This window comes from Virgibacillus halotolerans (assembly GCF_016908515.1).
Lineage (GTDB): Bacteria > Bacillota > Bacilli > Bacillales > Amphibacillaceae > Virgibacillus_M > Virgibacillus_M halotolerans.
Genome location: NZ_JAFBEA010000001.1, coordinates 1,129,290 through 1,145,386 on the forward strand (window position 1 = coordinate 1,129,290; position 16,097 = coordinate 1,145,386).

Consider the following 16,097-nt stretch of genomic DNA (forward strand, 5'->3'; position numbering starts at 1 on the left):
CACTTAAAACTCCATATATATTGTTTTCACTTCTTTTGGTTTAAAAACACCTAGTTCGATTATTCCATCATCGTTATCTCCAATTCGATCTAACTGCTCTGCCATAGTGACAAACTTCCATGTTTGTATTCTCCCGTGACAGTTCACTTTTCCAGGTTCACCAACAACCTGATCTGTAGGGTTGAAAAAACGAATGACAAACCCTTTTCCATCACGTGATTTCGTAAAAGAACTATATACCACATGTTTTACTTCACTCGCATCAAGAAGAGAAAACTGATTTGGAAGCTTTTCAGGCAATGGCTGCATAACAAAATATTTTAATGTCGTTGTAAATTGATTCAGTGATTGCTGTTGGTAATAAGGAACAGTGATAGCATACTTCTGATAGTGACGGAAAGCATCCACTTCTGAAAAACGCTTTCCAATAACAATTGAAAATTTGAATGTTAATTGTTTCTGTAGCTGGCTATCTGGGCTTTTTATATAGCGAAACTGATTGCCTGAAGCTACACCGGGGCGTCTCACTAAATCTGGTTTTCCAAGATAACCCACTGCGCGGAATAACGTAAGTGCTATGTTAGCCGTATCCGTACCGATAACTTCATATTCCTTTACCCCTTTAGAAAAGGCAGAAATACTTTTTTGTTCATCATGCAAATTAACAAAGTTCAACATTGGATAGATACCACTTGGTTCTTCTTTCCACCCATTTTTCTTCCAGAATCCCAGGTTTGGATCTATTTTTGGTCTGGCTATTGTTCCAAAAGGTGTATCTGCAATACTTTGTTCTGTCTTGACATCACCGTTCAATATCAAGCGCATACGATGGTCAAATGCATCATTTTCAATGTTTATATGCACATCAATTGCCTGACTGTCTGGTAGTATACGAATCGTACATACATAAGCTATGTCACAGTTAGCGTTGCCTTTTACCCGCTCAGACTGATTCAAAGGAATCTTAAATGTTCCAGAGATCCTCATTTTTTCTTCAAATTCTCCTACAGTGCGCACTACATCTGCATCAATGAAGTCTAGTTTTAGCTTCCAATCATGGATTGGCGGAGAATAATCATAATTATCCCCATCATCTCCTGCATCCTCAACATATAAGAAATCTTTATAAAGGGTGTCAGAAACCTTATCCAATACGTGGATTTGTCCGCCATCATAGATTATTTGGTAAAATTTATTTTCGATACATCCTTCATTGCGCTTGTCAATGTACTGTTCATTGCTTTGAAAAGCCTCTCCATTTTCTCCTTCTATTACATCCAACACTTCATAACCAAGGGCGTCGAGCTTAAGTGGGAGCAAGATCTCTGTTTCAATATAAAAAGAATCTTCAGCTGGAGGTATTTCCTTTCTTATCGGGTCATTTGATCTTTTCTCACTGCTTATTATTTGATAAGGTACTTTTTCTCCCTTATGGTAAATAGCAAAAACAGGTTGGACCAATGATATGTTTAATTTAATCATCTGTTCTCTTTCTATTGGCAATGTGTTAAATACTGTAACCTGATTAGGCGCAATGGCCTCTCTCGATTCACTAATTTTTCTTGTCAAATAATCGACAATGGAATAGGACAGTTGATCCGCTTCGATTAAGCGTTGTAAGATGTCCTGATTCGTCTTATCGCTATTGCAAGCCCCAGCACTATCATGGGCATGATTACGTAAAATAATTTTCCATATTTTATCTAATAGATTCCTTTTAAATGGGATATTTAAGTGGTCTGCAATAGCAATTAATGGTTCCACCTGATAAATTAATCTTCGTTCCACTTTGTCATTTAAATATTTATGATCATACCTTGAGGAATAGATCGAACGATGAATTTTAGATACCTCAGCATTCAACAATTCTCCTTGTACTGTTGGCAGTTCATGTTTTTCCTCGTTTATCGCTTCGAACAATTGATCATAATTACTTTCTATCAATACTTCTTCTGTTAACCTTTGATTATAATCATCTATTCGCCCTTTTAAATTAAAATCTACGAATCTTTGGTCCCCACCTACAGGCAATGCAATATGGGAGGAGGTCGTATCTTGTTTTATTTGTTTCATCAACGCTTCACTGTCGTTAGTTTCAATCAGCTGAACCCCTACAAAATAGCCATCTTTTATATTATAGGCCATTACACGGCTTCCATCCTCTGATTCCCAGAAGAATTCACGCTGTTTCATTTTATCTGATGATAACCCCCGCCAAAAAACAGATCGATTAATCCCCATTTGTGAAAATATTTTTGGCATATCGATGGATTGTCCAAAAGCATCTGGTATATAACCGAGTCGATCGGCTCCTCCAAGTAAATCACCAAGTTCCATCCCTATTTGCAAATTTCTAACTAAAGATTCACCACGTATGATCATTTGATCAGATTGCGTATACCATGGTCCAATTTTTAATTTCCCTTTTTCAACGAGATCTTTTATGCGACTACGGTTCTCTGGATGAACCTCTAAATAATCCTCTATAATGCTCATTTGTCCATCAAGCATGTAATAATCCAAAACCTCTTCTTCTAGTGCTTTAATTACTTCATCAACATGATAGCAAAGTTGTATAAATGATTCGCTGCTCGTAAAGTACCACTCATAATCCCAGTGTGTATGAGCAATCACATGAATTTTGTTTGTCATTTTACACCCTACCTAATATTTTAATCATTTACTTTATCCATTTTTTCCTGAATAATAGCATACATTTCACTCTCTGTTTCTGCATTTAAAATTGCTTCTGTAAATTCCTCATCAATTAAGGCACGAGAGATTGAACTTAACAATTTTAGATGTGCTTGATTTTCCCCCTCCGGAATTGCTAACGCAAAAGTTATTTGAACTGGTTTACCGTCCATTGAATCCCATTCAACCGTATTTGAAAATTTCACAACCATCAACGACGGCTTCAATACTGTTTTGTGTTTACAATGCGGAATAGCTATACCGTCTTTAAATCCTGTTGTAACTTCACTTTCGCGTTTTTTCAACCCTTTATAATAAGCTTTGGAGGATTTAACAATCCCCTCTTTTTCTGCAAATGATGCGATAAATTTCAATGCATCAATCTTCGCTTTCGCTGTAGAATCAAACACTATATTTTCAATTTTAAATATGTCCTTTATCATTTTTAATCCACCCTTTTTTTAGTAAATCCAATAATTAATGCTGTTACTAACACACCCATTAAAACACTGAATATCCATGTAACAAAGGGAATTGGTTGCTCAATATAGCCTACAAACGTTCCAAGCGGTGAACCAATTCCACCATAAAACTTAATACCTAGACCTGAAGCTAGACCACCCGCAACTGCTGAACCAGCAACAAATGCCGGTATCATTCGAACAGGATCCTGGGCTGCGAAAGGAATCGCCCCTTCTGTAACACCAACAATTCCCATCCCAAAAGCACTGTTTGCAGAAACCTTTTCGGTCGGAGAAAATTTCTTTTTAAAGATGATGGATGCCAGCCAAATCCCAAGAGGTGCAACCGAAATCGCTGCCTGTGTAGCAGTTTGTGGAACAAAATTAGCGCCTTCTATGCCATACTTTGCTATTGTATCCGTGAAAACTGCTGTACCAAAGACAAGCGCTGTTTTATTGAAAGGACCTCCTAAGTCAAATCCAATCATCGCACCGATGATAACACCAATTAGCACTGGTGCTGCCGCATAATTTTCGTTCAAAGTCGTTAAACCTTCATATAAACCATCCATCATGGATGCCATTGGATTACCGATTACATACAGAACAAATATGGAAATGACGAGTGTACTCACCAACGGAATGATCATGATTGGAACAATTGGCTGGATAATTTTTGGATATGGGATTTTTTTCATCAGCTTTACGAAATAACCTGTTGCAAACGCGACAAGAATTGCTGCTAAAAACCCTCCCCCTGCATCAGCGCCAAGCATCTCTGCATCATTGGCTATATAGGTTCCGATCATCGCCGCAGCAATTGCTGGTTTCCCGGCAATGGAATTTGCAACAAATCCTGCAAATAGAGGGATCATCAATAAGAAGCCAACTTGACCAACGTCAAACAAATTGGACATCAATTCTCCCATCATTGTTGTTTTATCAAAACCCCATTCTATTATTCTTCCAGCTTCATCACGTTGAAAAGCGTATACGTTAGCTATCGCTAAAATTAGCCCTGAAGCAATAACCATCGGTATCATGTAGGAAATCCCAGCCATAATATGTTGGAAAAACCCACCTTCTTCTGTTTTTCCCATTTTTGCTATTCCAGCTTGTGTACCTTTTTCTCCATATGGATTCGCTTCTTTAAAAGCGGTTTCAATCAATGCATCAGGATTTCTAATTGCTTCTGATGCCCTTACCCGCATCACTCTTTTCCCAAAGAAACGTGACATATCGATATTGATTTCAACGGCTAAAATAACAATATCCGCTTCTTCAATATCTTTTTGCGATAATTCATTTTCAACACCGATCGATCCTTGTGTTTCAATCTTAATGTCATAGCCTTTTTCTTCACCAGCTTTCTCCAATGATTCCGCTGCCATATAAGTATGTGCGATTCCGGCTGAACACGCTGTTACGCCAACAATCTTTTTTTGTTCCATTGCTTATTCCACCCTTTTCCCTGCATTTTTAAAAACTATTTCATTTAAAACGAACAGCATTATTTGTGTAACTGGTCCACCACCCATAAATTATATTAAAGATGAAATCGCTGTAATATAGTAGATGTCTCAATCAAACGATACATTTTAATTATATTGTTAAAGAATAGCTATGTAAATACTTTCATTAATTCTGTATGTAATATCGTTTTCATGTGTCATTAATGAAATTAATTTCAATACGCAATATGTTCTAAGGTTTGCAATGTTATTCTTGCTTCTTTTAAATTCACATAATAGACATTTATGCCGTGATTTTCTAGAAGTTAAATATTCGTATTTTTGCTCTATCTTTTACAACCTGCGCATGCTCTAGGCTTCCAAGATAGTAGTATGGAAATCTCTCCATTAAATATGCGGCCTGTATTTATTCTTTATTCTGAGTTTCAGAAATCCTAATGAGATGATTGAATATTGGTTTTTCCAAGAAAACAGGCACAGAATTTTATCTCGGTTAAATAAATCACTTGTGCACCAAGAATTTTAATACACAAAAAAAGGAAGTATCTCCTCCAACTCCCTTTCATAAGGTGTGGTGGAGTACTTCCTGTGAGCATTATCTATGCTTATTTGGTATTCAAAATCATACAAGATGGAGGATTTTTATCCCATCTATTTACTAGCCAAAAATAACCCTAACTCAGCGATTAGCGCACTTCCCAAATAGGTTCCCATAAAGACAAATACTGCGACAATGGCAATTTTCCAGGATGTTTTTCTTAAATCAACAAGGCGATTTGCTACGGAAATGCCAGCAAAGGTAAGAATTGGCGTAGTAATCGATAAGAAATCAACTGCCTGAATGGCTTCTACAAATGTATTCGAGAGCAAACACATAACAAGGGAAGTAATCGATACCCAACCCAAAATAGGAAAGTCACGTACAATTTTCAATGATGAGCGCTGCATAAGCTCTGAAATTAAAATACCTATCATGGAAAATAACCAAAGAACCCCTAGTCCCAAAATTGTCATGCCTGTCACAGGTGTTGACTCCGGATTCTTAAGCAATTTAATTTCCTGGGTAAATAAAATAAGACTGACACTTAGCAACAGAACAAGGCCGTATTTAACATATTTATTCATTCCGTCAGTCATTACTTATCACCTCTAGTCAGCAGTTTGTACATAAATTGCTGCAATGGCGCTGCCAAGAACACCATTGTAAACGTTCCAATAAAGCTAGTCAGCAATTGACTGGCAGATGCATAAGCCAGGATCGTACTTTCCATTTCAGGCATCCGGGCAACCAATGTGGAGGATGCAGCAGTCATCATGCTTCCAGATCCAACACCGGATGCCATTGCTAACGCTTCTACACTAAACCCAACGTCTAACAATATTGGGGCAAAGATACTGAAAAAGATGGCACCAAATAAAGTTCCAATAATATAAAGGGACAGGACGCCTCGTCCTTCTTTGGATTCCAGTGTATACTTTTCCGAGATATAAGCTAATTCACCTTCACGCCCGATGCCTAATGTAGCACCAATTGCTTCTCCCCTTAAACCAAGCATAATGGCAATCGGCAAGCCAAATAAGACGGTTCCAAGATTGCCGATTTCCTGGATAATAAACACCCAACCTACCTGCACAATTTCATAAAGCTTTGGAGCAACATCGGCACCATATCTTGCCATCAACGGTAACATAATAAATATAAGGTATTTACTGGCGAAGTCGACATTTTGCTTACTGTATACTTTTTTCAAAATACCTTTTCGAAAAATATTAAATCCCAATATCATCGTAATAATGACTGCAAATACCAATGGAAGCAAGCCAATTGTAAAAGGACCAATGGGGATACTTTGTATTCCAATCCATTCCGCAATTGCTATAATAACAAGCACGAATACGATGAGGTATACCATATAATTCGTTTTTTTCTTCATGTAAGTATCCTCGTTTCTGTTAATCAGTAATCGCTTGGATTACTTCAACATAATCGTCGTACGTTTTTTTATATAACTGCGATCGATCTATTCTTCCGTTCATTTTTTCTAAAGATTGGGCAATAAACCTTGGAAATATTTCATATATAAATGCAGGATCAACATCGATAAAATCATCTCCATGTATCGTCCCTGTAAATCCACTGTAGCCTACTTGAATACAAGGGATCATGAAGGATAAATCACCAATATCCCCTGCCGCACTAATTGCATTATTATTAAGTATTTCATCAATCTCATCATTTTCTTTAAATGCTTCCATCACAAATTCGGATAAGCAGCGATTCTGATTAAATGGTAAATACCCCATCTGTGTCGTTATATCCACCTCGCCTTGCAAAGATTGAGCACTTCCTTTTGCTGCATCATCTAATTTGATTGCTACCTCTCTCATATATTCAACCGTTTTAGAACGCAAATCTGTTCCTACTGTGATATGGTTCGGAATGACATTTGTGGACATGTCTGAATCCATTACAATTGGGTTAATCCTTACTTGCTCACTATCTTTGAGTTGCTGACGACTTAACCCTAAAGCAACATTAAATAAAGTAGACATACTATATGCGTTTTTAGACGAAAATGGATCGAAACCAGCGTGTGTCGCTTTTCCTTTAAATTTATTATATTTATATAAGAAACCAGCTAAATCACAATTTACTTCCACTGTTCTCTTTTCAAACTCGCCACCAATTGCGTGTACACAAATACCCACATCGATATCATCAAAGATGCCCAATTTCATTGCTTCAGGCTTCCCACCATAGTGTGTAATTGTATTCTCTTTCATTAAATGTTCACGATATTCCAAATCCAAATATTCCTCTGCCGGAACGAAAACAAATGATAGTTTAAAATCGTAGTTTTTATATACTTCCGATTGGAAGAGATAATTATACAATGCGAGCGCAATGGCCACCTGTGTATAATGCCCGCAATTGTGTGCTGCGCCTGTATTTTCATCAGCATACTTATGTGTTGGTGCATACACAGCATCTAGTTCGCCAATGAATGCTATATGTAAATCCTTACCTTCTCCTCCAAGACTTGTTTTAAATCCTGTCGTACTAAATTCTTCAAACTCTATAACCGGATTAAATTGTTTTAAAGCCGCCATGATTGTTTCCTTCGTCTGTAATTCTTTATAACCTAGCTCAGGGTTCTGATAAATTTTGTCAGCTATACGCTTAATTGATTTATATTGCTCTTTAAATAACATAAGTAAAAGCATCTCCTTTTATGGTTGTCAATCTTCGATGCATAATAACGTAATAATATTATCATTGTATAAGATTCATAGTCAAACCGTGCTTGTGCAAACAGCTAGAACTTACCTTGATTGGACTTTCGCCAATTAGCAATTAACGGCCTGCAGGAAAAATGCCATAGGAAAAAACAGTTGGCCGTAAATCATAAATGGCCAACTGGCTTTTCCTTATCGTATTTATTTCTATCCTTAATCAACCCGTATTCACTAATCCCGCAGCAACTCCATTAATCGTCAGTAACACCTCGGTCACCAACTCTTCAGGAGGATTTGGTGTTTCCCTTAATTTATGGATCAATTCTACTTGCAGGAAATTGAGCGGATCAACGTATGGATTACGCAAATGGACAGACTCTTTTATATTTGGCGAATGACTGAGTAATGCTTCATTGCCAGAAATTTGCAGTAACGCCTCTTTTGTACGCTCATATTCATCAATAATGTCTTCATATATCCGTTCTGCTACCGCAGGATCATCGACTAATTCCAAATACTCCTTGGCGGTTTTCATATCGGCTTTCATCAAGGCCATTTGTAAATTATTGATGGTCGAATGGAAGAAGGACCATTCTTTATACATGGTTTGTAACATTTCCAAATGGCTATTGTCGTCCGCTATGAACGCTATGAAGGATTGCAAGCCTGTACCCGCTGCATACCAAGCAGGAATCATATGTCTGGATTGTGTCCACGCGAATACCCAAGGAATAGCCCGTAAGTCTTCAAAATCCTGACTGTTTTTTCTACTCATCGGCCGCGATCCGATATTTAAAGCACCTAATTCGGTCAATGGGGTCGCCTGATGAAAATACGTCAGGAAATCCGGGTCGCCAAACACCAGCGTTTGATATTTCTTCAAGGATTTTTCTGAAATAGCTTCCATTGCCGTTTCCCATTCTTTTTGGCGCAGTTCTACTTGATCGGGTGCACTCGAAACCCTGGCACAAGTCTCAAATAAGGCTGAGGCTGCTTGCTCCAAATTCCGATAGGCGATATCTTCGAGTAAGTATCTGGAAGAAAGCACTTCTCCCTGTTCTGTGATTTTCACGCCGTCTCCCAATGTCTCCACTGGTTGTGAGAGGATACTCGTATTCAACGAACCGCCTCCCCGGCCCAATGATCCACCACGCCCATGGAAAAACTTCAAACGAATGTCGTATTGCCTCGCCATGTTATGGATTTCTGCCTGGGCTTTAAAGAGCTTCCAGTTTGCGCTCATCGTACCGCCGTCTTTGCTCCCATCCGAATAACCAAGCATGATTTCCTGATGTTTTCCACGTGCTTGTAGTTGTTTACGATATACTTCTGTTTCAAATAATGCCCGCATGATTTTCGGTCCTGCAATCAGGTCATCGATTGTCTCCAATAAGGGCGCAACATCAAGATCGCTTTCCACTGTTCCGTCTGGATATAGACGATAGATCCCGGTTTCTTTGGCGAGCACTAAGACTTCTAAGAGATCGCTTGGTGATTGCGTCATGCTAATTAAATAGACTTCGATCGCTCGTTTGCCGAATTCCTCGTGCGCGCTTTTAATCATTCTAAAGACTTTCAGCATTTCTTGTGTCGCTTTAGAATATCCACCATCGAAAAGCAGCAGTGGTCTTGGGTCATTTAAAACCTCACACAATACCTTCTGTTTTTCTTCCTCTGATAGTGCAGCATAATCATCTGTGACATGAACAGCTTTTAGAATTTCATGGACTGCTGTTTCATGTTCCCCACTATGGTTTCGTATATCCAGCGTCGCTAAGTGGAAACCGAACATCTCTACTTGCCGAATCACTTTTCGAATGGTTTTTAACTTTTTAGACTTTGGCAAATGCGCCTCAGCACTCTCCTTGATTTCTGTGAGGTCATTAGCCAACTCCTCTGCATGGCCGTAACCGTAAGATGATTCTCCCGTTTCACGTAGACGTTTTAGAATAACTGCAAACTTGCGTCGATATACTTCCGATTTGACAGGCCACTTCTCATTCTCTTCTAAATAAGTGTGCTCCTCTTTTTCCATCTTATCGATAAATTGTCGATTGATAGATATGCGTTCACTCGATTGACTGAACCGCCTCATCAGCTCTACGATAGAGGTATCATATTTCTTTAAAATCAGTTCACGTTGTAACTCTAATGTCTGCCAAGTGATTTCTGGTGTCACATTTGGATTTCCATCCCGGTCTCCCCCGATCCATGAGCCGAAACGGATGAAATTTGGCACCTGCCAGTCCTGCCCTGGAATTTGTTCCTGTAACTGTATTTCCAATTCCTGAAAAATATCGGGCAATGTGTCAAATAACGTCTGATCAAAATAATAGAGACCATTTTTCACTTCGTCCAACACTTCCGGTTTCCTGTTCCGTAGTTCATCGGTGTGCCATAAAGCGGTGACCTCATTCAATAGGCTTTCTTGCACGTCTGCTTTCTCTCTTTGTGTGGTCAGCGGGTTATCCAGCTTCCGCAGATGTGCCGATATCCGTTTTTGTATTTCCAACACGGTCCGCTTCGTTGCCTCTGTCGGGTGCGCTGTCATGATCAATTCGAGAGATAAGTCATTAATCACGCCTTGAATCATGTCATTTGTGAGGCTGTAGCCTTTCACTTTAGAGACTGCCCTTTCAATAGAGAAAGACTGACTCACACCTTCTTCAAGTAAATATTGACGTCTACGTCTGATTCTATGATTTTGTTCCGCAATATTAATTAAATGAAAGTAAATGGAAAAAGCACGGATCACTTGCTGACGCATAGGTGGTTTTAAATTGCTGATTTCCTTTTTTAGTGTATGATATGTATCTTCATCGAACTCTTCACGGATACTTTTTGCCATTTCCCGAATAGCTTCTACTTGATCATAAAGCTCTGTTCCTCCGTGCAGCATTAAAACTTCTCCCAATATGTTTCCGAGCATGTTAACGTCATTTCGCAATAAAGCATTTTTATCGATCGTTTCTACCATTCTGTTTCCTCCTAGTCCAATTGGCGTATTACTATAATAACATCTATCGTAAAAATTAATAATTTTTATGATAGATGATCTACAAATTTCAAACTAATTCTAGTCGAAAGACGAAAAAAGACGCCTTCCTGTTAAAGAAAAGCGTCCATTAGTTGTCTGTGCAAAGTTTAGACCTTTAGCGAACCACGGAATCCTCTAGCACCATAGTAAGAAGAAGCGCCATTGTGATATAAGAAAACCTTCCCGTAGCGATAATCACAAAAAAGGGCGCCCCCGAGTTCTCTAATATCAGATGGCGTTTGCACCCAACTCGATGTTTTCATATCGAAGTTTTCAAGTTTCTGTAACGCTCGATATTGTTCTTCCGTTAAAAGGTCAATGCCCATGGCAGTTGCCATATCCAGCGCGTTATTTTCTGGTTTATGTTTTTTCCTTGACTCCAGTGCTTCACGGTCATAACAAACACTTCTGCGACCTTTAGGACTTTCCGCTGAACAATCATAAAAAATGTATTCATCTTTCTTTTTATCATGATCAACAACATCGGGTTCACCGCCAGTTCTTTCCATTTCATGAAGCGACCATAGTTTTTCGGCATTAGCATCCAGCTTGGCTTGGACTTGAGCCCATTCAAGACCTTGGTGGCGGTTCATGTTGTCCTCGAAACGGGCTTTCAATGCGCTAATTAATGCTTCACGTTGTTCTAATGACAAATCATTATTATTGCTGATTTCATTTCCCTTTGTCATATTAGTTTCCTCCTATTATTTCTATTCAAGTGGATTAAGTATATACAATTATTCCGTTCCTGAAAAGTATCATCAAACATGTTACTTTAGAGTCATTATAAAAACCCCTGTACACGTTGATGTACAGGGGCTTTTAGTGAAGCTATCGGTCGTACTCTTCATTTTCCTATCCAGTCATTTTTTAAATAACTGAACTATATAATAGAGCGATAAATCTACTCCATACCTAAACAGCCACGCCGTAATTTCCGCGGTGCATAAGTAGGCACAGTTGATACACTATCTAATCGTAGCATTGCTTATACTTTTTTTTAGTCCTATTTTTTCTAAGAAGTAAAATAGTTGTTTTTTTGTGCGGTCTAATATTTCTTCATCGATGATTGGGTTTTCTTGATGCTTATCCAATTGACTATCTATATAGTAGAGACCCTTTAAAGGTAGTCCTTTCATCGTAGATACAAGCGGTTTTAAAGCATAATCCATTGCTAGCATATGGGACGGGCTGCCTCCAGTCATGATGGGAAGCACATATGTATCATATAAAACGTCTTGTGGCAAAAGATCAAACAACGCTTTTAACACTCCTGAATAAGCGGCTTTATAAACGGGGGATCCAACAATCACTCCGCTTGCTTCTTGTATGTGTTGAGTAATTTGCTGTAATACAGGACTTTCATAATTTCCCTGCACCAAATCCTCTGCAGGAATATCTTTGATAGAAATAAAAGTTACCGAATAATGTTCTTTTCTCATGGTGGAGCCTATATATTGGAGGAGCTTTTCCGATCTGGAAAGTTCGGAAGGGCTGCCTGATATAATAACGATATCACTCATAGCACATGATCCTTTCTTATTCACTTTTTCAGAAAATCTGGCATTCACTCTAGGCTTATCGAATCGCCGAATTTGCATATAGAAAAGCCCAAACCTGTCACGGCTTCATATTGATTGTTCTTGCCAATTTCAACAATCGGCACATGGTACACATCACCTCTTTGCTACTAGTTAATGATATTTTAAAATGCTCCCCGTATTTACTCTATATGAAATGAGAAATTATCTATCAACCTTTAATAATCGAGCGGCATTTTTATATAATACTTTTTCCAATATTTCTGGCTCTAAATTATGATTCCGATAATGCGCTATTGAGAAATCATAAGGTACGTTAGGATAGCAACTACCGAACAAAATCTGATCTGCTAATCCTGATCTCGCTGCTTCCGCATATTGATTTCCACCCGGAAAAGCAATGTAAAAGTCCGGAAGCAAATAAACATTTGGAAAATGAGTTGCTACAGCAATTGATTCTTGCACAAATGGCCATGCTGCATGTGAAATAATGATTTTTAACTCTGGATATTTATTTGCTACACGCATTAAATGTTTTGGATGAATATAATCATAATCTGGTTTTTCGCTCATAATAGAGATAAGCATACTTAATGTATAACAAAACGGTAAATCATGTTCAATACAAGCCTCAAATATCGGGTCTAAACTAGGATCGCCTACTGGTGTTAGCGGTTTAATCTTAGATGCGATTGCCTGTACGCCATGGAAGGCTCCCGTATTCGCATATTTATGAATGGCCTCTACCGCTTCGTCGACCGTCATATCTTCAATACCAATGAATCCGAAAAAACGTTCGCCACTTTTGCTTGTTAAAAATTCTAGTAATTCTTCATTCGAACTACCGGCTTCATTATTTCTTCCTAAAATAACGGAATAGGTAATGTCTTGATCATCCATTTCAGTCAACACATCTTTTAATGAATTTGCTTGTGTTTGCTTAACATGGTCTAATCTTGTAAAAATACCGTTTAACGCAGTCTTGCCATTTTCAAACATATCTTCCCAATGAGGAATCGGAGCCTTCATTTTAAAATCTATAATCATTTTATCGTTCCTCCTTTCATTATCTGGCAGTAAGTCCACCATCAATAACACATTCGGCGCCTGTTGTATAACTTGACTCGTCCGAAGCTAGATAAAGAACTAAGTTGGATACTTCTTCTTTCGTTAACACTCGGTTTAACGGACGATCTGCAGCAACTGTACCGCCCCCACTTTGTTCTGAGAACATCTCCGTGTTCACTAAACTTGGATGAATAGAGTTAGCACGAATTTGATATTGACCTAATTCTAATGCCGCTACTTTAGTCATACCTGTAACTGCAAATTTCGAAGCGGAGTAGGCAATACTTTCTTTACGACCTCTTAGACCACCTATGGACGAGATGTTAATAATAGAACCACTCTTTGCCTTTTTCATGGAAGGCACTACCGCTTTCATCCCCAAGAAAACAGCCATTTGGTTTATATCTACTACACGCCGATACGCTTCAACTGGAAACACTTCAATCGATTCACTGTAGTTGACCCCAGCATTATTAACAAGAATACTCACATATCCAAAAGCTTTTTCCGCTTCTCCAATGACTTCTTTCCAGCGGTTTTCCTCTGTCACATCATGTTCGATAAACAATGCATTGTCCCCGAGCTCTGCTTGTAACGCTTTTCCTTTTTCTAGCGAAACATCCGTGAAAACAACTTTAGCCCCCTCAGCTATTAATCTTTTTACATGCGAAGCCCCCATTCCACTGGCTCCACCTGTTACAATTGCAACTTTTCCTTCCACTCTTCCCATTGAAAATCCCCCTAATTTATCTGTAGAATAGTCCCTTTTTTTATAAATGAAACAACTCGTCATTTTTCCACTTAAATGTAATTTTCTTAAATAAGAAGACGGGGTCAGTTCCACCACAACTCTGTCACTTTAAAGTAGTGGGGAACTGACCCCTTATGAAACGCAATGAGGAAAGGCACCCCTAGTGACGCAGGAGAACCGTTCCCACACATCATTTTTAATATTTTTCTAGTACTTTTTCAATGTGTTCGACGCCTAGTTCTGTTACGGCTTCGTATTGGTTTCCTTTTCCAATTTCAACAACAGGTACGTGACTAACGCCATATTTTGCATTTAAAATCTCTCTTCTATCGTCATGTCCGGTAACATCAATATTTTTATAAGGAATACTTTTTTCACTTAAATAATCTTTCACTTCTGCACAATAACTACATCCTTGTTTTGACCAAACGACTACGTTTAAATTTTCATTTGCCATTTTTCTCATTCTCCTTTTATTTTTGCTGTTTTTTTATTTTTTATAGCGATTTTCTTTAAAGGATAAGCCTAAATTTCCGCGTAATGTATCACTTTCATAATTACGGTTGTAATAGCCCTTTTCCTCTAAAATCGGAATGACATGGTTGATAAACTTGTCATAATCCGCACCGAAAATATGCATGTTTAGCATAAATCCATCTGCAGCGCCGTTTTTCACCCAATATATCATCTTATCTGCTACTTGTTCGTAAGTCCCAAAGAAGTGACTTTTTGGTGTAGTCTCGCGCAATGCTACTTCTCTAAGTGTTAAGTTTTCTTCTTTCGCCTGACGTTTGATCTCATCCGTTGTTGATTGGAATGCATTCTTTCCAGCTTCGCCAATGTCAGGAAACGGCTCATCCAGCGGGTACCCACTAAAATCAAAATGATCAAAATAGCGACTCAAGAAATTCAATGCTTCTTCAATCGTTACAAGATTTTTAATCTCATTATATCTTTCTTCTGCTGCTTCTTCCGTTGCACCAATGATTGGAGTTAAAGCAGGCAAAATGCGCACTTCTTCTGGATTGCGTCCATTTTCTTCTGCTTTTGTTTTTACATCATCGTAATATTTTTTTGCTTCTTCGAATGTACTTGCTGCGTTAAAGATTATTTCACCATGCTTCCCTGCAAAAGTTCTTCCTGATTCAGATGCTCCAGCTTGGAAAATAACGGGCTGACCTTGCTTTGAACGGTCAATATTTAACGGACCCTTTGCGTTAAAGAATTTTCCGTTATGATCCAGTGTATGTACTTTATCTTCATCATAAAACTTACCGGTTTCACGATCTCTAATAAAAGCATCGTCTTCCCATGAATCCCATAATCCCTGTGCTACTTCTAGATACTCTCCAGCCATCTCATAACGTAAAGCATGCTCTGGGTGATTCCCTTTATTAAAATTACCTGCACTACCTTGTAATGGGGATGTAACTACATTCCAACCGGCGCGCCCACCACTAATCTTATCCAATGACGCAAATTGGCGGGCAATATTAAATGGCTCACTATATGTAGTGGACACCGTTCCAACTAAACCGATTTTAGATGTTAGAGTTGAAAGAGCGGATAACAATGTCAGCGGCTCGAAACGATTTTGAAAATGCGGAATTGATTTTTCATCAATATATAATCCATCCGCAATAAATACAAAGGAGACACCCGCCTCTTCCGCCTTTTTCGTTAGATTTAAGTAATGATTAAAATTAATACTGGCATCTTTCTCTACATCTTCCGCTTTCCATGAATTCATATGGGCACCAGGTCCATATAATAAAACACCTAATTTGATATTTTTATCAGACATGTATTGATCACTGCTTTCTCATTATTTTCGGA

13 protein-coding genes are annotated in these 16,097 nt (G+C 38.4%); all 13 read right to left on the bottom strand.

The annotated features are described in order from the left end of the window. Positions 1 to 3 precede the first annotated feature (3 nt). The gene (locus JOC34_RS06205; RefSeq protein ID WP_205135830.1) at positions 4 to 2,652 is read right to left on the bottom strand and encodes a glycoside hydrolase family 38 N-terminal domain-containing protein; all 2,649 of its coding nucleotides are present in this window, start codon (positions 2,650 to 2,652) and stop codon (positions 4 to 6) included. 20 nt (positions 2,653 to 2,672) lie between these two features. Further along, positions 2,673 to 3,137: a PTS sugar transporter subunit IIA gene (locus tag JOC34_RS06210; RefSeq protein ID WP_205135831.1), complete on the bottom strand. Its 465-nt coding sequence runs from the start codon at positions 3,135 to 3,137 to the stop codon at positions 2,673 to 2,675. Between the two features lie 2 nt (positions 3,138 to 3,139). After that, positions 3,140 to 4,606, bottom strand: coding sequence for a PTS fructose transporter subunit IIC (locus tag JOC34_RS06215; RefSeq protein ID WP_205135832.1), 1,467 nt, complete (start codon positions 4,604 to 4,606; stop codon positions 3,140 to 3,142). Between the two features lie 672 nt (positions 4,607 to 5,278). Next, positions 5,279 to 5,764: a hypothetical protein gene (locus JOC34_RS06220; protein ID WP_205135833.1), complete on the bottom strand. Its 486-nt coding sequence runs from the start codon at positions 5,762 to 5,764 to the stop codon at positions 5,279 to 5,281. Next, positions 5,764 to 6,561 (bottom strand): DUF3100 domain-containing protein, encoded by a 798-nt coding sequence (locus JOC34_RS06225; protein ID WP_205135834.1) that lies wholly within the window; start codon positions 6,559 to 6,561, stop codon positions 5,764 to 5,766. The genes JOC34_RS06220 and JOC34_RS06225 overlap by 1 nt, the downstream gene beginning before the upstream one ends. A 19-nt stretch (positions 6,562 to 6,580) precedes the next feature. Further along, positions 6,581 to 7,840: a M20/M25/M40 family metallo-hydrolase gene (locus tag JOC34_RS06230; RefSeq protein WP_205135835.1), complete on the bottom strand. Its 1,260-nt coding sequence runs from the start codon at positions 7,838 to 7,840 to the stop codon at positions 6,581 to 6,583. A 241-nt stretch (positions 7,841 to 8,081) separates the two neighbouring features. After that, on the bottom strand, positions 8,082 to 10,841 hold the full coding sequence (ppc, locus tag JOC34_RS06235) for a phosphoenolpyruvate carboxylase (RefSeq protein ID WP_205135836.1): 2,760 nt from the start codon (positions 10,839 to 10,841) through the stop codon (positions 8,082 to 8,084). Between the two features lie 167 nt (positions 10,842 to 11,008). After that, entirely contained in the window at positions 11,009 to 11,590 is a 582-nt protein-coding gene (locus JOC34_RS06240; protein WP_205135837.1) for a DUF4256 domain-containing protein, read from the bottom strand. 279 nt (positions 11,591 to 11,869) lie between these two features. After that, on the bottom strand, positions 11,870 to 12,424 hold the full coding sequence (gene ssuE, locus JOC34_RS06245; RefSeq protein WP_205135838.1) for an NADPH-dependent FMN reductase: 555 nt from the start codon (positions 12,422 to 12,424) through the stop codon (positions 11,870 to 11,872). Between the two features lie 222 nt (positions 12,425 to 12,646). Next, positions 12,647 to 13,489 carry an amidohydrolase family protein gene (locus JOC34_RS06250; protein WP_205135839.1) on the bottom strand — a complete coding sequence of 281 codons (843 nt, stop codon included), beginning with the start codon at positions 13,487 to 13,489 and terminating at the stop codon, positions 12,647 to 12,649. Between the two features lie 19 nt (positions 13,490 to 13,508). Next, on the bottom strand, positions 13,509 to 14,240 hold the full coding sequence (locus tag JOC34_RS06255) for a glucose 1-dehydrogenase (RefSeq protein ID WP_205135840.1): 732 nt from the start codon (positions 14,238 to 14,240) through the stop codon (positions 13,509 to 13,511). 217 nt (positions 14,241 to 14,457) lie between these two features. Then, positions 14,458 to 14,718, bottom strand: a complete 261-nt coding sequence (locus JOC34_RS06260; RefSeq protein WP_205135841.1) for a glutaredoxin family protein — start codon at positions 14,716 to 14,718, stop codon at positions 14,458 to 14,460. Positions 14,719 to 14,751: 33 nt separating this feature from the next. Continuing rightward, positions 14,752 to 16,065: an LLM class flavin-dependent oxidoreductase gene (locus JOC34_RS06265; protein WP_205135842.1), complete on the bottom strand. Its 1,314-nt coding sequence runs from the start codon at positions 16,063 to 16,065 to the stop codon at positions 14,752 to 14,754. Between the last annotated feature and the right edge of the window lie 32 nt (positions 16,066 to 16,097).

Bases quoted from the DNA above. Each gene is read 5' to 3' on its own strand.
- JOC34_RS06255 (WP_205135840.1), bottom strand. From the start codon at position 14,240: ATGGGAAGAGTGGAAGGAAAAGTTGCAATTGTAACAGGTGGAGCCAGT.
- JOC34_RS06210 (WP_205135831.1), bottom strand. From the start codon at position 3,137: ATGATAAAGGACATATTTAAAATTGAAAATATAGTGTTTGATTCTACA.
- JOC34_RS06230 (WP_205135835.1), bottom strand. From the start codon at position 7,840: ATGTTATTTAAAGAGCAATATAAATCAATTAAGCGTATAGCTGACAAA.
- JOC34_RS06260 (WP_205135841.1), bottom strand. From the start codon at position 14,718: ATGGCAAATGAAAATTTAAACGTAGTCGTTTGGTCAAAACAAGGATGT.
- ssuE (WP_205135838.1), bottom strand. From the start codon at position 12,424: ATGAGTGATATCGTTATTATATCAGGCAGCCCTTCCGAACTTTCCAGA.
- JOC34_RS06250 (WP_205135839.1), bottom strand. From the start codon at position 13,489: ATGATTATAGATTTTAAAATGAAGGCTCCGATTCCTCATTGGGAAGAT.
- JOC34_RS06220 (WP_205135833.1), bottom strand. From the start codon at position 5,764: ATGACTGACGGAATGAATAAATATGTTAAATACGGCCTTGTTCTGTTG.
- JOC34_RS06205 (WP_205135830.1), bottom strand. From the start codon at position 2,652: ATGACAAACAAAATTCATGTGATTGCTCATACACACTGGGATTATGAG.
- JOC34_RS06265 (WP_205135842.1), bottom strand. From the start codon at position 16,065: ATGTCTGATAAAAATATCAAATTAGGTGTTTTATTATATGGACCTGGT.
- JOC34_RS06215 (WP_205135832.1), bottom strand. From the start codon at position 4,606: ATGGAACAAAAAAAGATTGTTGGCGTAACAGCGTGTTCAGCCGGAATC.
- JOC34_RS06240 (WP_205135837.1), bottom strand. From the start codon at position 11,590: ATGACAAAGGGAAATGAAATCAGCAATAATAATGATTTGTCATTAGAA.
- ppc (WP_205135836.1), bottom strand. From the start codon at position 10,841: ATGGTAGAAACGATCGATAAAAATGCTTTATTGCGAAATGACGTTAAC.
- JOC34_RS06225 (WP_205135834.1), bottom strand. From the start codon at position 6,561: ATGAAGAAAAAAACGAATTATATGGTATACCTCATCGTATTCGTGCTT.